The sequence below is a fragment of the Microbacterium phoenicis genome (assembly GCF_047302325.1).
In the GTDB taxonomy this organism is placed as follows: domain Bacteria; phylum Actinomycetota; class Actinomycetes; order Actinomycetales; family Microbacteriaceae; genus Microbacterium.
In genome coordinates, this window is sequence record NZ_CP154849.1 from 970064 (window position 1) to 991306 (window position 21243).

Below are 21243 nucleotides of genomic sequence, written 5' to 3' on the forward strand. Positions count from 1 at the left end.
TCATCCTCCCGATGTAGGAGGTCGCGACGAGCGACCGACGCCGCGCACCGGGGCCTCTCCGTAGCGTCGGAGACATGCAGATCACGACCACCGAGATGGGCCTCGCCGCCCGCGTCCAGAACCTCACGAAGACCTACGGCGGCGGCGAGAACGCCGTCCGCGCGCTCGACGACGTCACCGTCGGCATCCGCCGTGGCGAGTTCACCGCCATCATGGGCCCGTCGGGCTCGGGCAAGTCGACGCTCATGCACATCATGGCCGGCCTCGACGCGCCCGTCTCCGGCTCGGTCTGGATCGGCGACACCGAGATCACCGGGCTCTCCGACGTCGAGCTCACGATCCTCCGCCGCCGACGGGTCGGCTTCGTCTTCCAGTCCTTCAACCTCGTCCCGACCCTCGACGCGATCGGCAACGTCACGCTGCCGTTCGACCTCGACGGACGCCGGCCCACCTCGCAGGAGAAGGCGCGCATCGACGGACTCGTCGCGACCCTCGGCCTCGGCCCGCGCCTCGGACACCGCCCGCACCAGCTCTCCGGCGGCCAGCAGCAGCGCGTCGCGATAGCGCGCGCCCTCGCGACCGCCCCCGACCTCGTCTTCGCCGACGAGCCCACCGGAAACCTCGACTCCCGGTCGGGCCGCGAGGTGCTCTCGCTGCTCGCCGCCGCCAGCCGCGAGCACGGTCAGTCGATCGCCATGGTCACCCACGACCCCGTGGCAGCCTCGTACGCCGACCGCGTCCTGTTCCTCGGTGACGGGCGCATCGTCGCCGACAAGCCCCGTCAGACCGCCGAGCAGATCTCCGCTCACATGCTCAGCACGGAGGTGACCGCATGACCGCGATCGCCCCGTCCGCGGTGAACACGATCGTCCCCGAAGCCCCGCGGGCGTCCCGCTTCGCCTGGCTGCGAGAGCGTGGCATGGGGGCGACCGTCCTCGTCTCGGCCATCTCGACGGCGTTCGGCGTCGTGCTCCTCTCGGCGACCGGCTACCTCGCCGTCGTGCTCGGGTCGAACCCGGAGTACGGCTCGTCCGGCACGATGGTGGTCGTGCTGGCGCTGCTCAGCGGCATCCTGCTCGCCGTCGCGGTCTACGTCGCCGCGATCGTGACCGCCAACACATTCTCGACGATCATCGCCGGGCGCACCCGCCGCATCGCCCTCATGCGCCTCATCGGCGCGACGGCGCGCTCGCAGCGCAGCGAGGTTGCGACCCAGGGACTCGTCGTGGGGGCCATGGGCGCGGTCCTCGGTCTCGTGGTGACGACGGCCGGAGTGGTCGTCGCCGTCCCCGTCCTGAATCGAGCGCTCGGGGTCACCTCGGAGTGGTCGCCGGTGCAGCCCGTGCTGCTTCTGCCGGCGATCGCCGTCGCACTCACGACCTGGATCGCCGCGTGGTCGGGGTCTCGCCGCGTGCTCGCGGTGACACCGCTCGAGGCGCTGGGCGGCTCGGTCGAGCGTTCGCGTGAGGAGATCGCCGCCAAGCGCGGACGTAGGACGGGCGCGGTGGTCCTCGGCGCAATCGGTGTCGTGCTCCTGGTCGGCGGACTCCTGCTCGGCATGCTGAGCCCGATCGGCGTGCTCGTCGCGTTCTTCGGCGGGCTCTTCTCCTTCACTGCGGTCTCGATCAGCGCCGTCTCGATCATGCCGCCGCTCCTGAAGGCCACCGGGCGTCTGTTCGGGAAGTCCGTGACCGCGCGCCTGGCCGCGGAGAACGCGGTCCGCTATCCGGAGCGATCGAGCCGCATGGCGATCGGTGTGGTCATGGGCGTCGCGCTCGTCGTGATGTTCGCCGTCGCCGCCGAGTCCGCGAAGTCCCTCGTGGCGGCATCGGCGGGCGGTGAGCCGGATGCGAGCTTCAACGAGATGATGGACGTGTTCTCGACGGTCATGATGTGCCTCGTCGCCGTCAGCGCCGTGATCGCCGCCGTCGGTCTCGTCAACCTCCTCACGATCGGCATCGTGCAGCGCAAAAGGGAGCTCGGTCTCCTGCGCGCGCTGGGGCTCACCTCCGCGCAGATCCGTCGGATGGTGCTCATCGAAGCGGCGCACGTCACCGTCACGGCGCTGCTGTTCGGCCTGACGCTCGGCGTCCTGTACGGCTGGGTCGCGGCGCAGTCGCTGCTCGGATCCGTCGCCATGCCGCCGCTGTGGATGTCGCCGACCTTCGTCGCCCCCGCGATCCCGCTGCTCCCCGTCGCGATCGTCATCGTGGCGACCGCGGCGCTCACCCTCGGGGCCGCGGTCGCTCCGACGCGGATCGCGACGCGCACGGCGCCCGTCGAAGCGCTCGCCGAGTGATCGGTGCCGCTCCTCCCCGCCACGGGTGCGGGGAGGAGCGGCCTCCGTCCGTCAGTCGGCCTCGGCAGCCGGCGGGTCGTACGACCAGGTGGGCGCCAGTGCGCGCAGGCGCATGCCGCGGTACTGCCACGCCGCCCACAGAACGGGCCACAGCGGGACTGCCGCGGCGCCGCCGATCGTGAGCCGGTCGCGCCACAACGTCTTCGTCGGGTCGCCCGGCAGGGCGCTGACCGCCATCTGGTGGTCCCAGACGTCGAGGGCTGCGAGAGCGCCGGTGAGCGGGATGCCGCTGTCGCGGAAGATCCGCACCGGACCGTTCGTGTCCTCGGTGTACCGGTCGCTCGCGTGGATGAGCTGCTGGCCGGCGGGGATCACTCCGAGGGCGCGGATCTCGACCGGCACGTCGGTCCCGGGCTCGAACGAGGTCGGGAGCTCGCCGGCCATCGGCGCCATGTCGAGCAGGGGGCCGTAGAGCTCGGTGACGGCGCGAGGCGAGTGGAGGGCCCGCCAGGCGGCATCCGCGGTGCAGTCGAGCTCGAGCTTCAGGAGGATCCGCATCGGACCACTCTCGCATTCCTCTCCGGCACTCGATACGTTGGGAGCGCTCCCACTCCCTCGACGTCATCGTCGACCCTCCGGAAAGACCGCTATGCCCCTCGAACCCGCCATCGAATCCGGCGACCGCTCGCACACCCTCGCCCCCGTCGAATCGGTCGCGCAGATCTCCTCGATGCTGCTCGACACCGACCCCACCCTCGACCCGGCTCTGGCCGAGGCGGCGCGGGTCGCGGCCACCGAGGGCGTCGTCCTCCTCACCAACGACGGGACCCTGCCGCTCGGTGAGCGTGCGGTCGCCGTGTTCGGACGCGTGCAGATCGACTGGTTCGCCGTGGGCTACGGCTCCGGCGGCGACGTGAAGGTGCCCTACATCTGGAACCTCCTCGCCGGTCTCCGCGACGCGGGCGTCCGGGTCGACGACGAGCTCGCGACGCGGTACTCGACCTGGTCGGCGGCGAACCGCCCCGCCTTCGCCGCCACCTGGGGCGAGTGGCCGCACCACTTCCCCGAGATGGCCGTCGCCGACGCCGATGTCGCAGCCGCGGCATCCCGCGCCGATACCGCCGTCGTCGCGATCGGACGCGCCGCGGGCGAGGCGCGCGACAGCATCCTCGAACCCGGCAGCTACTACCTCACGGCCGACGAGCGAACTCTCCTCGACTCGGTCACCTCGCACTTCGCCCACACGGTCGTCGTCGTCGACGCCGGCAACGTCATGGACCTCTCGTGGGTCGTCGATTACGGCGACCGGATCGGCGCGGTGCTCTTCGCCTGGCAGGGCGGAATGGAGGGAGCGCGCGCTGTCGCGGGCGTGCTGGCGGGCGAGCAGACCCCGAGCGGCAAGCTCACCGACACGATCGCCCTCACCTACGAGGACTATCCGAGCGCGCCGAACTTCGGTCACCTCGACGTCAACGTCTACGCCGAGGACGTCTTCGTCGGCTACCGCTACTTCGAGACCTTCGCGCCCGACCGGGTGCTCTTCCCCTTCGGCCACGGACTCTCGTACACGACGTTCGCGCTGGCGACCGAGGCGACGACGGATGCCGAGACGGTCCGACTCGACGTCACCGTGACCAACACCGGCGACCGTCCGGGCAAGGAGGTCGTGCAGGTCTACACCGGCGCGCCCGACGGCGCCCTCGGCAAGCCGGCGCGTCACCTCGCCGCGTTCGGCAAGACCGGCCTGCTCTCCCCGGGCGCGAGCGAGACGATCCGCCTGGAGGTGCGCCTCGTCGATCTCGCCTCGTACGACGACGGCGGTGCGACGGGCACGCGGAGCGCCTGGGTCCTGGAAGCGGGCGCGTACCCCGTGTTCGTCGGGACGGACGTCCGCTCGGCGTCGCACCTCGCCGCGTTCGAGGTGCCCGAGACACGCGTCGTGCGCACCGCGACCGAGGTCGCCGCCCCCGTCCACGCGTTCGAGCGACTCACGGTGGGCCGCGCGGACGACGGCTCGGCCGTCGTCGCCCACGAGAGCGTCCCCACGCGAACCGTCTCGCGCGCCGAGCGCGTCCTCGGTGCGCTGCCGGCCGAGATTCCGCAGACAGGGGACCGGGGCATCGACCTGGCCGACGTCACTCGCGGCGCGGCATCCCTCGGTGACTTCGTCGCCCAGCTCACCGACGAGGAACTCTCGCTCCTCGCCCGCGGCGACGTCACGATGGACAGCCCGCTGGGCGCGCCCGGCAACGCGGGGGTGCTCGGCGGGGTCTCGGAGTCGCTCCGCACGAAGGGCGTGTCGCCCGTCACCACGACGGACGGACCGAGCGGCATCCGCCTGTCGGCGTACGCGTCGCTGCTCCCCTCGGGGACGGCGCTCGCGTCGACGTGGAACACCGCCCTCATCGAGGAGCTCGCCGCGCTCCACGGCGAGGAGATGCTCCGGAAGGGTTCCGACGTCCTGCTGAGCCCCGGCATGAACATCCACCGCGACCCCCTGTGCGGGCGGAACTTCGAGTACTTCAGCGAGGACCCGGTCGTGACCGGACGGATCGCCGCGGCGGTCGTGCGGGGGGTGCAGCGCACGGGCCTGTCGGCGTGCCCCAAGCACTTCGCCGCGAACAACCAGGAGACCAACCGCACCCGCAACGACTCGCGCGTCTCGGAGCGGGCGCTCCGCGAGATCTACCTGCGCGGTTTCGAGATCTGCGTCCGCGAGGCCGCACCTCGCGCGATCATGACGTCGTACAACCAGATCAACGGCGTGTGGGCGCACTACCATCACGACCTCGCCACGGTCGTCCTCCGCGAGGAGTGGGGCTACGAGGGCGTCGTCATCACCGACTGGTGGATCGAGAACGCCGTCGACCCCGACTTCCCCGCCCTCGAGGACAACGCCTACCGCGTCCGTGCGCAGGTCGACGTCCTCATGCCCGGCGGTGTGAAACGGGATGCCGCGCCCCAAGCGCAGGCCGACACGACGATCCTCGACTCCCTCGCCCGTGAGGGCGGGATCACGCGGGGTGAACTCCAGCGGACGGCCCGGAACGTCCTCGGGCTCGTCATCTCGCTGAAGCCGGTCGTCGACGCTCGTACGCTGGAGGGATGACCGCGAGCCCCTTCGATCAGTCCCGCTACCAGCTGCGCTTCGACTGGGGGCGAGAGGGGCTGACCCGTCTCGCGCCCGCGGATGTGGTCGTGGTCGTCGATGTCCTGCGGTTCTCGTCGACGGTGTCGGCGCGGATCGCGGGCGGCGAGACGGTGCCGCACGACGAGGCCGCCCACGCCGTGTCGCGCAACGGGGCGGCCGTCGCGTCTGCCGCAGCAGAGACGGGCGCGACCGTCTTCCTCGGGAGCCTCCGCAACGCGACCGCCGTCGCTCAGGCGGTCCTCGCCGAGCAGAACCGCCGCGCGGCGCGGACGAGCGTGAGCATCGTCGCCGCGGGCGAGCTGAACGGACCGGCGGATGCCGCGGTCCTGCGCTTCTCCGTCGAGGATCAGCTCGGCGCCGGCGCGGTGTTCGCCGCGCTCGAGACGATCGGTCTGGATCACTCGTCGCCGGAGGCCGCCGCGGCATCCGAGGCGTTCCGGGGTCTCCGGTCGGCGGTCCGCCACCTGCTCACCGCCAGCGGCTCCGGCCAGGAACTGCTCGACGCCGGTCGCCGCGACGAGGTGCTCGCCGCCGCCGTCCACGACGCGGACGAGACGGTCCCCGTCCTCCGTGACGGCGTGTGGCGGGCCTACGAGGCGGTCAGCGCGGCGTGAGGGCCTCGCGCCGGGTCGCAGCGGTGATCTCGCGGCGCCGCCAAGTGATCAGGTAGCGCTCGTCGAACGTCGGTGCGCAGCGCGCACACGACGTCGCCCGCGTCGCCTTGCGGTGGCGGTGTGCGACGTGTCCGGCCGGGCACACGCCGACCCAGGGAGCGAGCTCGGTCGCCGTCTCGCCGCGATGGGTGACGCCGCCGGTGTATCCGAGTGAGCGCGCGATGCGCTTCCATTCCGCGCCGTGCCCGGCGGCTGCGCCCGCGATCGCGTGGGCGATCTCGTGCAGGATCGTCTGGCGGTTGGTCTCGGCGTCGTAGCGCGCGGCTAGGTATCGCGAGAGGGTGATGCGCTTGCGCAGGTAATCGCACGCGCCGGCGCGCCGTTTGGCGTTGTCGAAGGCGAAGCTCCACGAGTCGTCGAGCAGCTGCCGCAGCAGCGTCTCGGCCTCGCGGCGCACGTCGATGAGGTCGCTCATGCCAGCACGATAGGACGGAGGTACGACACTCGGGCCGAAGGTCTCAGCCGGCGACCGTCGTGCTGTTGCGGCGACGGTCGACGGCGTCGATGGCGAGCAGCGTCGACTCGAGCTGATCCTCGGGAGCGCCCGCCTCCTGCCGCAGGAACAGCGCCTTCTTGAAGTCGGCGCGCGCCGCGGCGTCGTCGCCCGCATCGAAGTGGACCTTGCCGCGGTGCTGGCATCCGAAGGCGGCGACAGCCGACCAGCCCTGGCCCTCCGCCTCCTCGACGCAGGTGTTGAGCTCGTGGATCGCCGCGGCATACGCACCGCGGAACTGCTGCACGGTCGCGTGCAGCATCCGGGCGCGCAGCAGGTCCTTGCGTGTGCCGGCCATGCGGGCGACGCGCACCGACTCCTCCGAGACGACGAGCGCGTCGTCGAGGCGCCCGAGGACCTTCAGCAGCCACACCTTCTCGAGCATCGCGGCGAGGCTCCGCTGCTCGCCGAGGTCGACGAGGCGGGCCTGGCATTCGTCGAGGTCGACGATCTCTCGGAGAGTCTCCGGGTCGTATCCCTTGATGAAGCCCACAGCTGTTCCTTCCGACCCTGCAACGTGTCTCTCCAGTGTCGCCGCGGCTCGCCCGGAATGCGCTGAGGGCGCGCCGCGCGTCGTGGCCTCAGCGGTCGAAGACGGATGCCGCGGGTTTCGGGGACGGGGTGGAGTCGGCATCCGTCATGATCCGCGCATCGCGCGCGAACGCGTCGAGTTCGGCGCCGTGGGCGACCTTCGCGGGATGCGGTCCCGCCGCCATCAGACGCGGCAGCCACTCCATCGGCAGCTCCGAGGGTGACGCCGCGATGACGATGTTCCCGAAGCGTCCGCTCTTGAGCGTCCGCACCTCGGCCAGGACGACGACGTGCTCGAGGACGGAGCGGACGGTCGCGACCTGCCGGCGGGCGAACGCGAGCCCGCTGCCGTCGGCGATGTTGACGAGCAGGATGCCGGTCGGCGCGAGCAGCCCCGCGAGGATCCGGTAGTACTCGACGCTGGTGATGTGAGCGGGCGTCTGCGCGCCGGCGAACACGTCCGAGACGACGAGGTCCACCTGGCCGACGATGCCGGGAGGGAGGCGTGCCGCGACGTCGCGGGCATCGCCGATCCGCACGCGCAGCTGGCCCGTGCGCGGCAGGGGGAGGTGCTCCCGCACGAGGTCGACGAGCGCCTGCTCGAGCTCGATGACCTGCTGCCGCGACCCCGGTCGGGTGTGCTCGACGTACCGGGGGAGGGTCATGGCGCCCGCGCCGAGATGCACAGCGGTGAGGGGTTCTCCCGGCATCCCCATCTGATCGATCACGGCGCCCATGCGGGCGACGTACTCGAAGTGGAGGTGCGACGGATCGTCGAGATCGACGTGCGACTGGGGGGTGGTCTCGACGACCAGTTCCCAGCCGCCGGCGAACCGGCCCGGGATGATGCACGCCTGCCTCCCGTCGGACAGTCTGGCGACAGGCGGGTCGAGGGGGGCGCGGGAGCGGGCCATCCGACTACGGTAGCCCGCAGGAAGAAACACGATCGAGATACAGCTGTAACCGCTTACCGGCAGTGTGGACGGTAGCGTCAGCCGCATCCCTTCGGCAGCGCCGCCTCCTGGCGCGCCGCCGACGAGCCCCATCGGAAGGTGCACAGCAATGCTCCCCATTTCCCGGAAGCGGGTGGTCGCGGGCGCCGCGGCCCTCGTCATCGGTGCGCTCGCGCTCAGCGCGTGCGCCAGTCAGCGAGGCGGCGACGACAACGCGGAAGGACCCGCGGACGTCGACGGCACGTTCGTCTTCGCGGCGTCGTCCGACCCCGCCAGCCTCGACCCCGCCTTCGCCCAGGACGGCGAGACGTTCCGCGTCTCGCGCCAGATCTTCGAAGGCCTCGTGGGCACCGAGCCCGGCACGGCCGACCCCGCCCCGCTCCTCGCCGAGTCGTGGGAGACGTCGGACGACGCGCTGAGCTACACGTTCGCCCTCAAGAAGGACGTGACGTTCCACGACGGCACCCCGTTCAACGCCGAGGCCGTCTGCGTCAACTTCGACCGTTGGTACAACTGGGAGGGCCTGGCCGCCAGCGAGGCGCTCGGCTACTACTACAACAAGCTCTTCAAGGGCTACGCCTCGAGCCCCGACTCGGCCGTGTACGACTCGTGCACGCCCGATGGTGACTCGTCCGTCACCATCGCCCTCAAGAAGCCCTTCGCCGGCTTCGTCGCCGCACTGTCGCTGCCGGCCTTCGGGATGCAGTCGCCGACCGCGCTCGAGGAGTACAAGGCCGACGAGGTGGGCGGCACCGCCGAGGCTCCGACCCTCAGCGAGTACGCCACCGGCCACCCGGTGGGCACCGGCCCCTACAAGTTCGACGAGTGGTCCCGCGGCGAGCAGGTCACCCTGAGCTCGTACGCCGACTACTGGGGCGACAAGGGCCAGATCGACAAGATCATCTTCCGCACGATCGACGACCCCACCGCGCGCCGCCAGGCTCTCGAGTCCGGCTCGATCGACGGCTACGACCTCGTGGGTCCCGCCGACACCGGCGCGCTCGAGGATGCCGGCTTCACGATGGTGTCCCGCCCGCCCTTCACGATCCTGTACCTCGCTTTCAACCAGGCGGTCGCGGAACTCCAGGACCCGAAGGTCCGCGAGGCGCTCTCGTACGCGGTCGACAAGGACGCCCTGATCTCGCAGGTCCTCCCCGAGGGCACCGAGAAGGCGACGCAGTTCATGCCGCCGAGCGTCAACGGCTGGAACGCCGACGTCACGACCTACGGCTACGACCCCGAGAAGGCCAAGTCGCTCCTCGCCGAGGCCGGCTACACCGAGGCCAACCCGCTGAAGCTGACCTTCAACTACCCGGTCAACGTCTCGCGCCCCTACATGCCGGACCCCGAGCAGATCTTCACCGTGCTGTCGTCGCAGCTGAAGGACGTCGGAGTCGAGGCCACGCCGAAGTCGAACGAGTGGGGCGAGTACCTCGACCTCATCACGGGCGGCACGGACCACGGCATCCATCTGCTGGGCTGGACCGGTGACTACAACGACACCGACAACTTCCTCGGTGTGTTCTTCGGCCAGAAGTCGGCGGAGTGGGGCTTCGACAACCCCGAGCTCTTCCAGGACCTCACCGACGCCCGCGGCATCGCGGATCTCGACGAGCAGACGGAGCTCTACTCGGAGATCAACGAGGAGGTCGCGAAGTTCATCCCCGGCGTTCCGCTGGCCCACCCGGCTCCCACGCTGGCCTTCGACTCCCGTGTCGAGAGCTACCCGGCGAGCCCCGTGAACGATGAGGTGTTCAACCAGATCGTCCTCACGAAGTAAGCCGATCGAGGCAGCTTCTGCTGCCTGACCGGTGCGGGGCGGGATGACCTCCCGCCCCGCACCGACCTCCACGAAAGCGACACCCGTGCTGCGAACCATCGGCAATAGGCTCCTGCTGCTGATCCCCACCCTCCTCGGCCTGAGCATCCTGCTCTTCTGGTGGGTCCGAACCCTTCCCGGCGGTCCCGCCCAGGCGCTCCTGGGCGAGAAGGCCACCCCCGAAGCCGTCGCTCGGATCAACGAGCTCTACGGCTTCAACCGTCCTCTGATCGAGCAGTACTTCACTTGGATCGGGCGACTGCTGTCGGGCGACTTCGGCACCTCGCTGCGCACGAGCCAGCCGGTGCTCGACGAGTTCCTCCGCCGGTTCCCGGCGACCATCGAGCTCTCGGTCGCGGCGCTGATCATCGCCGTCGGCGTCGGCGTGCCGCTCGGCTATTGGGCCGCGCGTCGCCACGGCAAGGCCGCCGACAGCACCGCCGTCGTCTTCAGCCTGCTGGGGATCGTCGTGCCGGTGTTCTTCCTGGCCTTCATCCTGAAGTACGTGTTCGCGGTCCAGCTCGGCTGGCTCCCGTCGGACGGACGTCAGGACCCCCGCATCGAGGCCACCCACTACACGAACTTCTATGTGCTCGACGGGCTGATCACCGGCGAATTCGACGCCGCGTGGGACGCGATCCTGCACCTGATCCTGCCGGCGATCGCCCTCGGCACGATCCCCCTCGCGATCATCGTGCGCATCACCCGGGCATCCGTCCTCGAAGTGCAGAACGCCGACTACGTCCGCACGGGCAAGGCCAAGGGCGTTCCGGGTGCGCTGCTGCGCAACCGATTCATCCTGCGGAACGCCATGCTCCCCGTCATCACCACGATCGGTCTGCAGGCGGGCCTGCTGCTGTCGGGCGCGATCCTCACCGAGACCGTGTTCGCGTTCCCCGGTATCGGGTCGTTCCTCTCCAGCGCGATCTTCAACCGCGACTTCGCCGTGCTGCAGGGCTTCATCATCTTCATCGCGATCGTCTACGCGCTCATCAACCTGCTCGTCGACGTCTCGTACAGCCTGATCGACCCGAGAGTGAGGGTCTCATGAGCACCGTCCTTCCCCCCGCCGCAGGCGGCAGCGCCGCCGACGACTCGACCGTCGCCGTCCTCACCGCGGGCACCGGCGGCGCCCCGCGCGGCGGTTTCTGGCACGACGTCTTCCGCCGGCTCCGGCGCAGCCCCACCGCATGGGTCGGCCTCGCCATCGTGCTGCTGTTCGTGGCGGTCGCCCTCCTCGCCCCGCTGCTCGCCCCGTACCCCGAGACGGCGCTGCCCGGGGCGCGCGAGATCACCCCGACGTACATCCCCGGGCCCGGTGAGATCGCCGCGTTCCCGCTCGGCCTCGACCGCTTCGGCGGCGACGCGGTGTCGAAGCTCATCTGGGGGGCCCAGGCATCCCTTCTCATCGGTGTCGTCTCGACGGCGTACGGGCTCATCGGCGGGATGCTGCTGGGCCTCATCGCGGGAACGTTCGGCGGCTGGGTCGACAACGTCATCATGCGCCTCGTCGACATCCTGCTGTCGGTGCCGAGCCTGCTGCTCGCGGTCTCGATCGCGGCCATCCTCGGCCAGAACCAGAACTCGGTGATGATCGCCATCGGTGTTGCGCAGGTGCCGATCTTCGCGCGCTTGCTCCGCGCCTCGATGCTGCAGCAGCGATCGGCCGACTACGTCCTGTCGGCGCAGACCCTCGGCCTCGGTCGCGGGCGCATCACGATGACCCACGTCCTGCCGAACGCGGTGGGCCCCGTCATCGTGCAGGGCACCCTGTCGCTCGCGACGGCCGTCATCGACGCGGCGGCGCTGTCGTTCCTCGGCCTCGGCGGCGGCCGCCCCGAGACGGCGGAGTGGGGGCGCATGCTGACCTACGCGCAGGCCGAGCTCGCCATCGCGCCGTGGCTCGCGTTCCTGCCCGGCATCTGCATCGCCATCACCGCGCTCGGCTTCACGCTGTTCGGTGAGGCGCTGCGCGAGGCCATGGACCCGCGGACGCGCGGGCGCTGACCTCGGCCGGTACCGCTGCGGCTGGTACCGCTGCGGCTGGTACCGCTGCGGCTGGTACCGCTGCGCGATCCCGGCGGGTCGGACAACAGGGCCCCTTCCCCGACTGTCCGGCCCACCGGGATCGCTGCGCTGGAATGACGGGTGCTGGCATGACGGGTGCAAGGGGTGCCGTACTCAGTCCCTGCATCGAACGAGGCGGACGCACCCTGCGTCGTCCCGGGCCTCCGACGGTGGCTCCGGCGCCGCGCAGACTGAATACCGAACACCGACCCGGCGCCCGACCCGGCGCAGAGAGGGGTCAGACGGCGATGTCGAGCTCGTTGCCGGGGATCGAGGAGAGCAGGTTGCGCGTGTACGGGTCGCGCGGGTTCGTGAAGATCTCCTCGCTCGAGGCCGCCTCGACGAGCGCGCCGTCCTTCATAACGCAGACGTAGTCGCTGATGAGGCGGACGACGGCGAGGTCGTGCGAGATGAAGAGGTAGCTGAGGCCGTACTCGGTCTGCAGGTCGCGCAGCAGCGTCAGGATCTGGTCCTGCACGAGCACGTCGAGCGCCGAGACCGGCTCGTCGCACACGATGAGCTCCGGCGACAGGGCGAGCGCGCGCGCGATCGCGACGCGCTGGCGCTGGCCGCCCGAGAGCTCCGACGGGTAGCGGCGCAGCATCGACGCGGGCAGGGCGACGTCGTCGAGCAGCTTCCGCACGCGCGCGGCGCGGTCCTTCGCCGACCCGCGGTTGTAGAAGTCGAGCGGCTCCTGCACGATCCGCTCGATCGTGAACATCGGGTTCAGCGACGAGTACGGGTCCTGGAAGATCGGCTGCACCTTCTGACGGAACTCGCGCAGCTGTCGTCCCTTGAGGGATGCCACATCCGTGCCGTCGTAGCGGATGACGCCCTCCGTAGGGTCCACGACCTTCAGCAGCATCCGCGCCGTCGTCGTCTTGCCGGAGCCCGACTCGCCGACGATCGCGACGGTCTCTCCGCGCGGGATCGAGAACGACACGTCCTTGACGGCGGCGAAGTCCTCCTTCTGGCCACGGACGTTGTAGAGCTTGGTGAGCCCCTCGACCTCGACGATGTTGTCGACCGGCTTCGGCGCGGCATCCGGAGTCGGAACGGTGAACGCCTCGGGCCGCAACCTCGCGACCGCGACCGACGGCGCCGCCTGCACGAGGGACTGGGTGTAGGGATGCTGCGGGTCCTCGAGGATCTGCCCAGCGGGGCCCTGCTCGACGATGCGGCCCCGGTGCATGACGACGACGCGCGCGGCGCGCTCGGCGGCCAGTCCCAGGTCGTGCGTGATGAGCAGGACGGAGGTGCCGAGCTCGGTGGTCATGCGGCCGAGCTGGTCGAGGATCGTCTTCTGCACCGTCACGTCGAGCGCGCTCGTGGGCTCGTCGGCGATGAGCAGACGGGGGTTGCAGGCGAGGCCGATGGCGATGAGCGCGCGCTGGCGCATGCCGCCCGAGAACTCGTGCGGGTACTGCTTCGCGCGGTCCTCGGCGTTCGGCAGGCCCGCAGCGGCGAGGGTCTCCACGACCTTGCGGTCGACGTCCTTCTTCGTCGCGAGACCGTGGGCCAGCAGGGTCTCGGCGACCTGCGTGCCGATCTTCGACGTCGGGTTGAGGTTCGACATCGGGTCCTGCGGGACGAGGCCGATCTGTGCGCCGCGGATGCCGCGCATCGTCGACTCGGAGGCGCCGACCAGCTCCTGCCCGTCGAGGCAAATGCTGCCCTCCGCGACCCGTCCGTTGCCGGCGAGCAGGCCGATCACGGCCATCGCGGTCGTCGACTTGCCCGATCCCGACTCGCCGACGATCGCGACCGTCTCACCGGCGGCGAGGTCGAGGTCGACGCCCTCGACCGCCCGCACGGAACCGTCGATCGTCTGGAACTCGACGGCGAGGTCGCGGACCTGCAGGAGGGGCGCGCCGGGGGCGGGGGAGGTCTCGAAGGGCATTCCCCCATCCTGCCCTCCGCCCGCCGCCTGCGCACGGGTGGATCGCCCGGCTTTACCCAGCCGTAACGACCCGGGGTGTCTCAGCCGTCTCGGCGGGCGCCCTCGGAGGGCCGGACCGTGAAGACATGCGGCTCGGTGTGGCCCGCGGCGGCGAAGGCCGCGAGCACCGCTTCGCGCACCGCAGGTACGGCTTCGCGCTCGATGAGAGCGATCGCCGAGCCGCCGAAGCCGCCGCCGGTCATGCGGGCGCCGATCGCGCCGTTCTCACGGGCCGTCTCGACGGCGAGGTCGAGCTCGGGCACCGAGATCTCGAAATCGTCGCGCATCGAGGCGTGCGAGGCGTAGAGCAGGTCGCCGATCGCGCGCGGGCCCTGTTCGCGGAGCGTACGGACGGTGTCGAGCACGCGCTGGTTCTCGGTGACGACGTGGCGTACGCGGCGGTAGGTCTGCTCGTCGACGAGTTCCTCGACGCGGGGCAGCTGATCCACGCTCACGTCGCGGAGTGCGGGCACGTTCATGGCCTCGGCGCCCCGCTCGCACGCGGCACGGCGCTCGCCGTAGCCGCCGGTCGAGTGGGCGTGGGCGACACGGGTGTCGATCACCATGAGCTCGAGGCCCGCCGCGTCGAAGCCGAGTTCGACCACCTGGGCGTCGAGGCTCCGGCAGTCGAGGAAGGTCCCGGCATCCGTCGCACCGAGCATCGACGCCATCTGGTCCATGATCCCGGTCGGGGCACCGACGGCCTCGTTCTCGGCTCGGCGGCCGGCCTGGGCGAGCGCGACGCGGTCGAGGCCGAGGCCCCACACGTCGTTCAGCGCCGACCCGGTCGCGCCCTCGATCGCCGCCGACGACGAGAGTCCGGCGCCGACGGGGACGTCCGAGGCGAAGGCGAGGTCGACGCCGGTGACGGATGCGGCATCCGTCCCGGTCGACTGGAGGAGCGCCCACGCGACGCCCAGCGGGTAGCGCGCCCACTCGACGACCTCGTCGCGACGCTCGGGGAAGAGCGCGTCGAGGTCGGCGAGGGCGACCTCGACCGGCGCGGTGTCGAAGGTCGACACGACCCGGATGCGGCCGTCCGATCGGCGGCCGAGGGCGACGTGCGTGCGGTGCGGCGTCGCGAACGGGAAGACGAAGCCGTCGTTGTAGTCGGTGTGCTCGCCGATCAGGTTCACGCGGCCGGGAGCCGACCAGAGTCCGACCGGCTCGGATCCGGTGAGGGTGGCGAAGAGGCTCTGGGCCTCGGCGGAAGCGGTCACAGCGTGACTCCTTCGATGGCGGTGCGGAGGCGCGCGGCGGCGTCCTCCGGGGGGACGTCGCCGATCCAGGCGCCCATGGCGGCCTCGGATCCGGCGAGGAACTTGAGCTTGTCGGCGGCGCGGCGCGGGCTCGTGAGCTGCAGGCTCAGGCGCACCGTCTCGCGGCCGACGTGGACCGGCGCCTGGTGCCAGGCTGCGATGTACGGCGTCTCGGACTCGTAGAGCGCGTCGACGCCGCGGAGCAGACGCAGGTAGAGCGGGGCGAGCTCGTCCTTCTCCTCGTCGGTCAGGCCCGCGAAGTCGGCGACGTGGCGATGCGGGAGCATGTGGATCTCGATCGGCCAGCGCGCGGCGAATGGCACGAACGCGGTCCAGTGCTCGCCGCGCAGCAGGACGCGGGGGCCGGCCTGCTCGAACTCGAGGATGCGCTGGAACAGATCGGGGGCGGTGCGGTCGATCGAGTCGAGCAGACGGGTCGTCCGCGGCGTGACGTACGGGTACGCGTAGATCTGGCCGTGCGGGTGCTGGAGGGTCACGCCGATCGCCTCGCCGCGGTTCTCGAACGGGAACACCTGCTCGATGCCGGGGAGTGCCGACAGGGCCGCGGTGCGGTCGGCCCACGCTTCGATGACGGTGCGGGCACGCGTCACGGTCTGCGTGCCGAACGAGCCGGTGCGCTCGGGCGAGAAGCAGACGACCTCGGTGCGGCCGACGCTCGTGCGGGTGCGACCGAGGCCGAGGTGCGCGAGGTCGTCGAGTCCGCGCGGCGGGTCGATGCCGGCGGGGACGTCGTCCGTGGCCTCGGCCAGGGCGGGACCGAACGAGGGCGACTTGTTCTCGAAGACGGCGACGTCGTAGATCGAGGGGATCTCGGAGGGGTTGGTCGCGGTCTGCGGTGCGAGCGGGTCGAGTTCGGCAGGGGGTAGGAAGGCGCGGTTCTGGCGGTTCGCGGCGATCGAGACCCAGTCGCCCGTCAGGACGTCCTGGCGCATGGTGGCGGTCTCGGGCCGCGCGCCGAGGTCGCGGGCATCGACGGCGCGGTCGGCAGCGAGCGTCGTCCCCGGGTCGTCGAAGTAGATCAGCTCGCGGCCGTCGGCCAGGCGCGACGCGCGCTTGACGACGCCGGCGCCGAGGGCGGCGGTCTCAGCGGGGGTGGGCTCGAACTCCGTCGTGTTCACGTCAACACGGTAACCGACGCGCTATGTTATCGTCAACATCACGCGGTTCTGAGGAGTGCTGTCCGTCGCCGCGGGGGAGGATGCCGTGCAGCGACGCGTCTCGATGGCCGACGTGGCCGCGGCCGCGGGCGTCTCCGGTCAGACCGTCTCACGCGTCGTCAACGGCAGCCCGCGCGTCGACCCCGACACCAGGGCGCGCATCGAGACCGCGATGGCCGAGCTCGGCTACCGGCCCCACCGGGCCGCCCGGGCCCTGCGGACCGGACGCTCCGGCACGATCGGCGTCATCGTCGCCACGCTGTCGACGGTCGGCAATTCCCGGATGCTCGAGGCCGTGGCATCCGCCGCCGCGCAGCGCGAGCTCGCCGTGACCCTCATCGCCCTCGCCGACCGCGCCGACGTCGCCGCCGCCTTCGACCGGCTGCACGACCTCGGTGTCGACGGCGCGATCGTCCTCAACGAGGCGACCGCGATCGCCGAGGGCGTCGCGCCGCCGGCCGGTCTCGCCCTCGTGGCCGTCGACTCGCCCGGGGGCGCATTCGCGACCGTCCAGTCCGACCACGCCGGCGGTGCTGAAGCGGCCACGCGTCGGTTGCGGGATGCCGGGCGTCGCGCGGTCGCGCACGTCGCCGGTCCCGCCGGGTCGTACGCCGCGGCCGAGCGCGAGCGCGGATGGCGGGTGGCGCACGACGGGGCGCCCGCGCCGGAGCCCGTTCGAGGGGACTGGGGCGCGGCATCCGGTTACGCGGTCGGCGTCGCCCTCGCGGCCGACGCCGACGTGGACGCCGTGTTCGCCGCGAACGACCAGATGGCGCTCGGCGTGCTGCGTGCACTCGCCGAGGCCGGTCGCGACGACGTCGCCGTCATCGGCTTCGATGATGTGGCGGATGCCGCCGACTACCGCCCGCCGCTCACCACCGTCCGCCAGGATTTCGCCGCGCTCGGCGAGGCGGCCGTCGCGGCCCTCGCGGCGACGCTCGACGGCGCGCCCGCGACGCGGACCGTCGTCCCGACCATCCTCATCGCCCGCGCGTCGGGCTGACGCGCCGCCCCCCCCCGAACGACCGACCCCACCCCCCTGCCCGCGCGGCGCGCAGGGGGGTGGGGTCGAGACGAGGGGGCGGGATCAGCCGGCGCTGCGGCGGGCCTCCCAGCCGCTCTGCACCATCTCGTCGAGGGTGTACCGCATCTTCCAGTCGAGGTCGCGGGCGGCGAGCTCGCCGGTCGCAACGATCCGGTCGGGATCGCCGGCGCGGCGCGGGCCCACCTCGGGGGTGAACTCGACGCCGGTGACGCGGGCGACGGCATCCATGATCTCGCGGACCGACAGGCCGTTCTGCGAACCCAGGTTGTACGCCGGCTCGACCGGCTCGCCCGCACGCAGACGTTGAGCGGCGACGGCGTGCGCGGCGGCGATGTCCGACACGTGCACGTAGTCGCGGACGTTCGTGCCGTCGGGGGTGTTGTAGTCGTCGCCGTTGATGCGCGGCGTCTTGCCGTCGATCAGCATCTCGAACACGATCGGGAACAGGTTGTGCGGGCTCTTGTCCCACACCGACGCATCGCCCGAGCCGACGACGTTGAAGTACCGGAGCGAGGTGTGGCGCAGGGGCGCATCGGATGCCGCCGTCGCGACGCCCTGCGCAGCGAGCAGCCATTCGCCGATGAGCTTCGACTCGCCGTAGGGCGACGCGGGGCGCTTCGGCAGGTCCTCGGTCACGAGCGGCACGTCGGGAGTCCCGTAGACGGCGGCGCTGGAGGAGAAGACGATGTTGGAGACACCGGCATCCGCCATCGCGGCGAGGACCATTCGCGTCCCCTCGACGTTCTGCTCGTACGTGTGGAGGGGGCGCTGGACCGAGACTCCCGCGTACTTGAACCCGGCGACGTGGATGACGCCCTCGGCGCCGTGCTCGCGCAGGGTGTTCGCGACGAGCTCCTGGTCGAGGATCGTGCCCTGGACGAAGGGCACCCCCTCGGGGACGAACGAGGCGTCCCCGCTCGATAGATCGTCGAGGACGACCGGGTCGAGACCCGCCTCGGCGAGAGCGCGGACGATGTGCGCGCCGATGTACCCGGCGCCTCCGGTGACGAGCCAACTCATGATCCCGAGCCTACTGGCGCGGGACCGGCGGCCCGGACGTCAGGAACCCAGCGCTGCGAGCCTCAGGAACCCAGCGCTGCGAGCCTCAGGAACCCAGCGCCGCGAGCTTCAGGAACCCAGCGCCGCCGCGACGACCTTGCGGGCCTCCTCCTGCACCTGCGCGAGGTGCTCGGGCCCCTTGAGGCTCTCGGCGTACAGCTTGTAGACGTCCTCGGTGCCCGAGGGGCGCGCCGCGAACCAGGCGAACTCCGTCTGCACCTTGAGGCCGCCGATCGCGGCCCCGTTGCCGGGCGCGTGCGACAGCTTGGCGGTGACCGGGTCGCCGGCGAGCTCGCTCGCCGTGACGGCGTCGCCCGACAGCTTCGAGAGGGCTGCCTTCTGCTCGGGAGAGGCGGGTGCGTCGGCGCGCTGGTAGGCGGATGCGCCGAACTCGGCCTCGAGCTCGGCGTAGCGCTGCGACGGGGTCTTGCCCGTGACCGCGAGGATCTCGGCGGCGAGCAGGCAGAGGAGGATGCCGTCCTTGTCGGTAGTCCAGACCGTGCCGTCCTTGCGGAGGAACGACGCGCCGGCGGACTCCTCGCCGCCGAAGGCGACGGAGCCGTCGAGGAGCCCCGGGACGAACCACTTGAAGCCGACGGGGACCTCGAGGAGGGTCCGGCCGAGCGAGGCGGCGACCCGGTCGATGATCATCGACGAGACGAGGGTCTTGCCGATCGCGGCATCCTGCGGCCACCCCTCGCGGTGCGCGTACAGATAGTCGATCGCGACGGCGAGGAAGTGGTTCGGGTTCATGAGACCCGCGTCGGGCGTGACGATGCCGTGGCGGTCGGCATCGGCGTCGTTGCCCGTCAGGATGTCGTACTCGTCACGGCGCGCGACGAGCGCGGCCATCGCCGAGGGCGAGGAGGGATCCATGCGGATCTTCTCGTCCCAGTCGAGCGTCATGAACTTCCACGTCGGGTCGACCTCGGGGTTCACGACCGTGAGGTCGAGGCCGTAGCGCTCGCCGATGAGGGCCCAGTACTCGACCGAGGCGCCGCCGAGCGGGTCGGCGCCGATCCGCACGCCCGCGCGGGCGATCGCCTCGACGTCGATGATCGACGCGAGGTCGGCGACGTAGCCCTCGCGGAAGTCGTACTCGCCGAGCGTGGTGTCGTCGATGTCCGCGTGGCGGACCCGTTTGACGCCCTCGAGGCCCGACTCGATGAGCTCGTTCGCACGGTCGGCGATCCAGCCGGTGGCGTCGGTGTCGGCCGGGCCGCCGTGCGGCGGGTTGTACTTGAAGCCGCCGTCGCGCGGCGGGTTGTGCGACGGGGTGACGACGATGCCGTCGGCACGGCCGGCATCCGCCTCGTCTCGACCCTTGTTGTACGTGAGGATCGCGTGGCTGAGGGCCGGCGTCGGCACCCACGAGTCGCGGCTGTCGACGCGGACGTCGACGCCGTTCGCGACGAGGACCTCGATCGCGGTGTGCTCCGCCGGAAGCGAGAGGCCGTGCGTGTCGCGCCCGAGGAAGAGGGGACCCGAGATGCCCTGCGCCGCGCGGTAGTCGACGATCGCCTGCGTCGTGGCGAGGATGTGGACCTCGTTGAAGCTCCGCGAGAGCGAAGACCCGCGGTGGCCGCTCGTGCCGAACGCGACCCGCTGAGCGGGAACCGCCGGGTCGGGGGAGAGGTCGTAGTACGCGCTGATCAGCGCGTCGACATCGATCAGGTCAGAGGATTCGGCGGGCTGTCCTGCGCGGCTCATCCGCCCAGTCTGCCAGGGAAGTCGGACGGGAGCGCCTGCGTGTCGCGGATCCGCATCGGTTGTTCAGGCAGGCAGCCGGCGCGCATCTGCCGGCCTCGCATCCGTCACCGACCGGGCGGACGCGAGGCCGGCGGAGGGTCACGCCGCGCCGAGCCAGTTCCGGATCGAGGACACGACCTCATCGAGGTGGGATTCGAGGAGGAAATGACCTCCGTCGACGAGCTCCACGCGAACGTCTCGGACGTCGTTCGCGAATGCCACGGCGCCTGCCGGTGCGAAGATCTCGTCGTTGCGGCCCCAGATGGCGAGAACCGGGACGCCGGAGGAGCGGAGCCATTCGTGGACGGCCGGGTACAGCTCGCGGTTGGTGATGTAGTCACGGAAGAGATCGAGCTGGATGTCTTCCTGACCCGGCCGGGCGAGCAGGGCGATGTCGTGCTCCCAGGCGTCCGGGTCGATCCTCGAGGGGTCGGGGACGCCGTGGCTGTACTGCCACTCGACGACCTCGCGGGAGATCGCCGGGCGCAGGGCGTCGCGCGTCTCGGGGGAGCGCTGGATGCCATCGGCCCACGACGGCTCCCAGAACTCCGCCACGAAGCCCTCCTCGTAGGCGTTGCCGTTCTGCGAGATGACGCCGACGACCGCATCCGGGTTCGCGAGCGCGAGGCGCCAGCCGATCGGAGCTCCGTAGTCGTGCACGTACATCGTGTAACGGTCGACGCCCACCTCTTCGAGGAAGCGCTGCGTCGTCTGAGCGAGCGCGTCGAAGGTGTAGGCGAACTCGTCTGCGGACGGCGCGGCGGAGCGCCCGAACCCGATGTGGTCCGGCGCGATGACCCGGAATCGATCGGCGAGGCGGGGGATGAGGTGACGGAACATGTGCGAGCTGGACGGGTACCCGTGCAGGAGCAGCAGAACCGGTGCATCGGCGGGACCGGCCTCGCGGTAGAAGACGTCGAGTCCGTCGACGGACGTGGTGCGGTGGTAAACGGCGACCATGAGCTAACCCTTTCAATCAGTTATACTGGTTAGACCGACGCTAGCACGGACAATGGTCGAGGGATCG

18 protein-coding genes are annotated in these 21243 nt (G+C 71.0%); 8 read left to right on the forward strand and 10 right to left on the reverse strand.

From position 1 onward, the window contains the following. Window positions 1-74: 74 nt before the first annotated feature. Both ABCU91_RS04730 and ABCU91_RS04735 read left to right on the forward strand, forming a co-directional pair. Window positions 75-836, forward strand: coding sequence for an ABC transporter ATP-binding protein (locus ABCU91_RS04730; protein ID WP_413354990.1), 762 nt, complete (start codon window positions 75-77; stop codon window positions 834-836). Further along, the gene (locus tag ABCU91_RS04735) at window positions 833-2299 is read left to right on the forward strand and encodes an FtsX-like permease family protein (RefSeq protein WP_413354991.1); all 1467 of its coding nucleotides are present in this window, start codon (window positions 833-835) and stop codon (window positions 2297-2299) included. Before ABCU91_RS04730 ends, ABCU91_RS04735 begins: the two co-directional genes overlap by 4 nt. Before the next feature lie 51 nt (window positions 2300-2350). On the opposite strand, the gene ABCU91_RS04740 is transcribed toward ABCU91_RS04735, so the two are convergent. After that, complete coding sequence (locus tag ABCU91_RS04740; protein ID WP_406922730.1) at window positions 2351-2857, reverse strand: hypothetical protein; 507 nt, start codon at window positions 2855-2857, stop codon at window positions 2351-2353. Window positions 2858-2948: 91 nt separating this feature from the next. On the opposite strand from ABCU91_RS04740, the gene ABCU91_RS04745 reads away from it, so the two are divergent. Next, complete coding sequence (locus ABCU91_RS04745; protein ID WP_413354992.1) at window positions 2949-5408, forward strand: glycoside hydrolase family 3 protein; 2460 nt, start codon at window positions 2949-2951, stop codon at window positions 5406-5408. Further along, window positions 5405-6064: a 2-phosphosulfolactate phosphatase gene (locus ABCU91_RS04750; protein ID WP_406922728.1), complete on the forward strand. Its 660-nt coding sequence runs from the start codon at window positions 5405-5407 to the stop codon at window positions 6062-6064. The genes ABCU91_RS04745 and ABCU91_RS04750 overlap by 4 nt, the downstream gene beginning before the upstream one ends. Here ABCU91_RS04750 and ABCU91_RS04755 read toward each other — a convergent pair. The 3 genes from ABCU91_RS04755 to ABCU91_RS04765 form a co-directional block, all read right to left on the reverse strand. After that, a complete protein-coding gene (locus ABCU91_RS04755) occupies window positions 6051-6539 on the reverse strand; it encodes a SprT-like domain-containing protein (RefSeq protein WP_413354993.1) in 489 nt (162 codons plus the stop codon). The two genes, ABCU91_RS04750 and ABCU91_RS04755, sit on opposite strands and share 14 nt — an antisense overlap. Window positions 6540-6582: 43 nt before the next feature. Beyond that, on the reverse strand, window positions 6583-7110 hold the full coding sequence (locus tag ABCU91_RS04760; RefSeq protein WP_406922726.1) for a hypothetical protein: 528 nt from the start codon (window positions 7108-7110) through the stop codon (window positions 6583-6585). A gap of 88 nt (window positions 7111-7198) precedes the next feature. Then, window positions 7199-8062 (reverse strand): spermidine synthase, encoded by an 864-nt coding sequence (locus ABCU91_RS04765; protein WP_406922725.1) that lies wholly within the window; start codon window positions 8060-8062, stop codon window positions 7199-7201. Between the two features lie 148 nt (window positions 8063-8210). Here ABCU91_RS04765 and ABCU91_RS04770 point away from each other — a divergent pair, with 148 nt between their 5' ends. The 3 genes from ABCU91_RS04770 to ABCU91_RS04780 all read left to right on the forward strand — a co-directional run bounded on the left by ABCU91_RS04770 (window position 8211) and on the right by ABCU91_RS04780 (window position 11927). Further along, complete coding sequence (locus ABCU91_RS04770) at window positions 8211-9881, forward strand: ABC transporter substrate-binding protein (RefSeq protein WP_413354994.1); 1671 nt, start codon at window positions 8211-8213, stop codon at window positions 9879-9881. An 85-nt stretch (window positions 9882-9966) separates the two neighbouring features. Next, window positions 9967-10971: an ABC transporter permease gene (locus ABCU91_RS04775; RefSeq protein WP_133398686.1), complete on the forward strand. Its 1005-nt coding sequence runs from the start codon at window positions 9967-9969 to the stop codon at window positions 10969-10971. Continuing rightward, window positions 10968-11927, forward strand: a complete 960-nt coding sequence (locus tag ABCU91_RS04780; RefSeq protein WP_413354995.1) for an ABC transporter permease — start codon at window positions 10968-10970, stop codon at window positions 11925-11927. The genes ABCU91_RS04775 and ABCU91_RS04780 overlap by 4 nt, the downstream gene beginning before the upstream one ends. Window positions 11928-12225: 298 nt before the next feature. Here the strand turns inward: ABCU91_RS04780 and ABCU91_RS04785 are convergent, their stop codons facing one another. The 3 genes from ABCU91_RS04785 to galT all read right to left on the reverse strand — a co-directional run bounded on the left by ABCU91_RS04785 (window position 12226) and on the right by galT (window position 16324). Continuing rightward, entirely contained in the window at window positions 12226-13887 is a 1662-nt protein-coding gene (locus ABCU91_RS04785) for an ABC transporter ATP-binding protein (RefSeq protein WP_413354996.1), read from the reverse strand. An 80-nt stretch (window positions 13888-13967) separates the two neighbouring features. Further along, a complete protein-coding gene (gene galK, locus ABCU91_RS04790) occupies window positions 13968-15146 on the reverse strand; it encodes a galactokinase (RefSeq protein WP_413354997.1) in 1179 nt (392 codons plus the stop codon). Further along, on the reverse strand, window positions 15143-16324 hold the full coding sequence (gene galT, locus ABCU91_RS04795; protein WP_413354998.1) for a galactose-1-phosphate uridylyltransferase: 1182 nt from the start codon (window positions 16322-16324) through the stop codon (window positions 15143-15145). Before galT ends, galK begins: the two co-directional genes overlap by 4 nt. A 103-nt stretch (window positions 16325-16427) precedes the next feature. On the opposite strand from galT, the gene ABCU91_RS04800 reads away from it, so the two are divergent. Beyond that, window positions 16428-17366 carry a LacI family DNA-binding transcriptional regulator gene (locus ABCU91_RS04800; protein WP_413355377.1) on the forward strand — a complete coding sequence of 313 codons (939 nt, stop codon included), beginning with the start codon at window positions 16428-16430 and terminating at the stop codon, window positions 17364-17366. Window positions 17367-17450: 84 nt separating this feature from the next. On the opposite strand, the gene galE is transcribed toward ABCU91_RS04800, so the two are convergent. The 3 genes from galE to ABCU91_RS04815 form a co-directional block, all read right to left on the reverse strand. Then, window positions 17451-18428, reverse strand: a complete 978-nt coding sequence (gene galE, locus ABCU91_RS04805) for a UDP-glucose 4-epimerase GalE (RefSeq protein ID WP_413354999.1) — start codon at window positions 18426-18428, stop codon at window positions 17451-17453. Window positions 18429-18536: 108 nt separating this feature from the next. Further along, window positions 18537-20177, reverse strand: coding sequence for a phosphoglucomutase (alpha-D-glucose-1,6-bisphosphate-dependent) (gene pgm / locus ABCU91_RS04810; RefSeq protein ID WP_413355000.1), 1641 nt, complete (start codon window positions 20175-20177; stop codon window positions 18537-18539). Between the two features lie 138 nt (window positions 20178-20315). Then, window positions 20316-21176, reverse strand: a complete 861-nt coding sequence (locus ABCU91_RS04815; protein WP_413355001.1) for an alpha/beta fold hydrolase — start codon at window positions 21174-21176, stop codon at window positions 20316-20318. Window positions 21177-21243 lie beyond the last annotated feature (67 nt).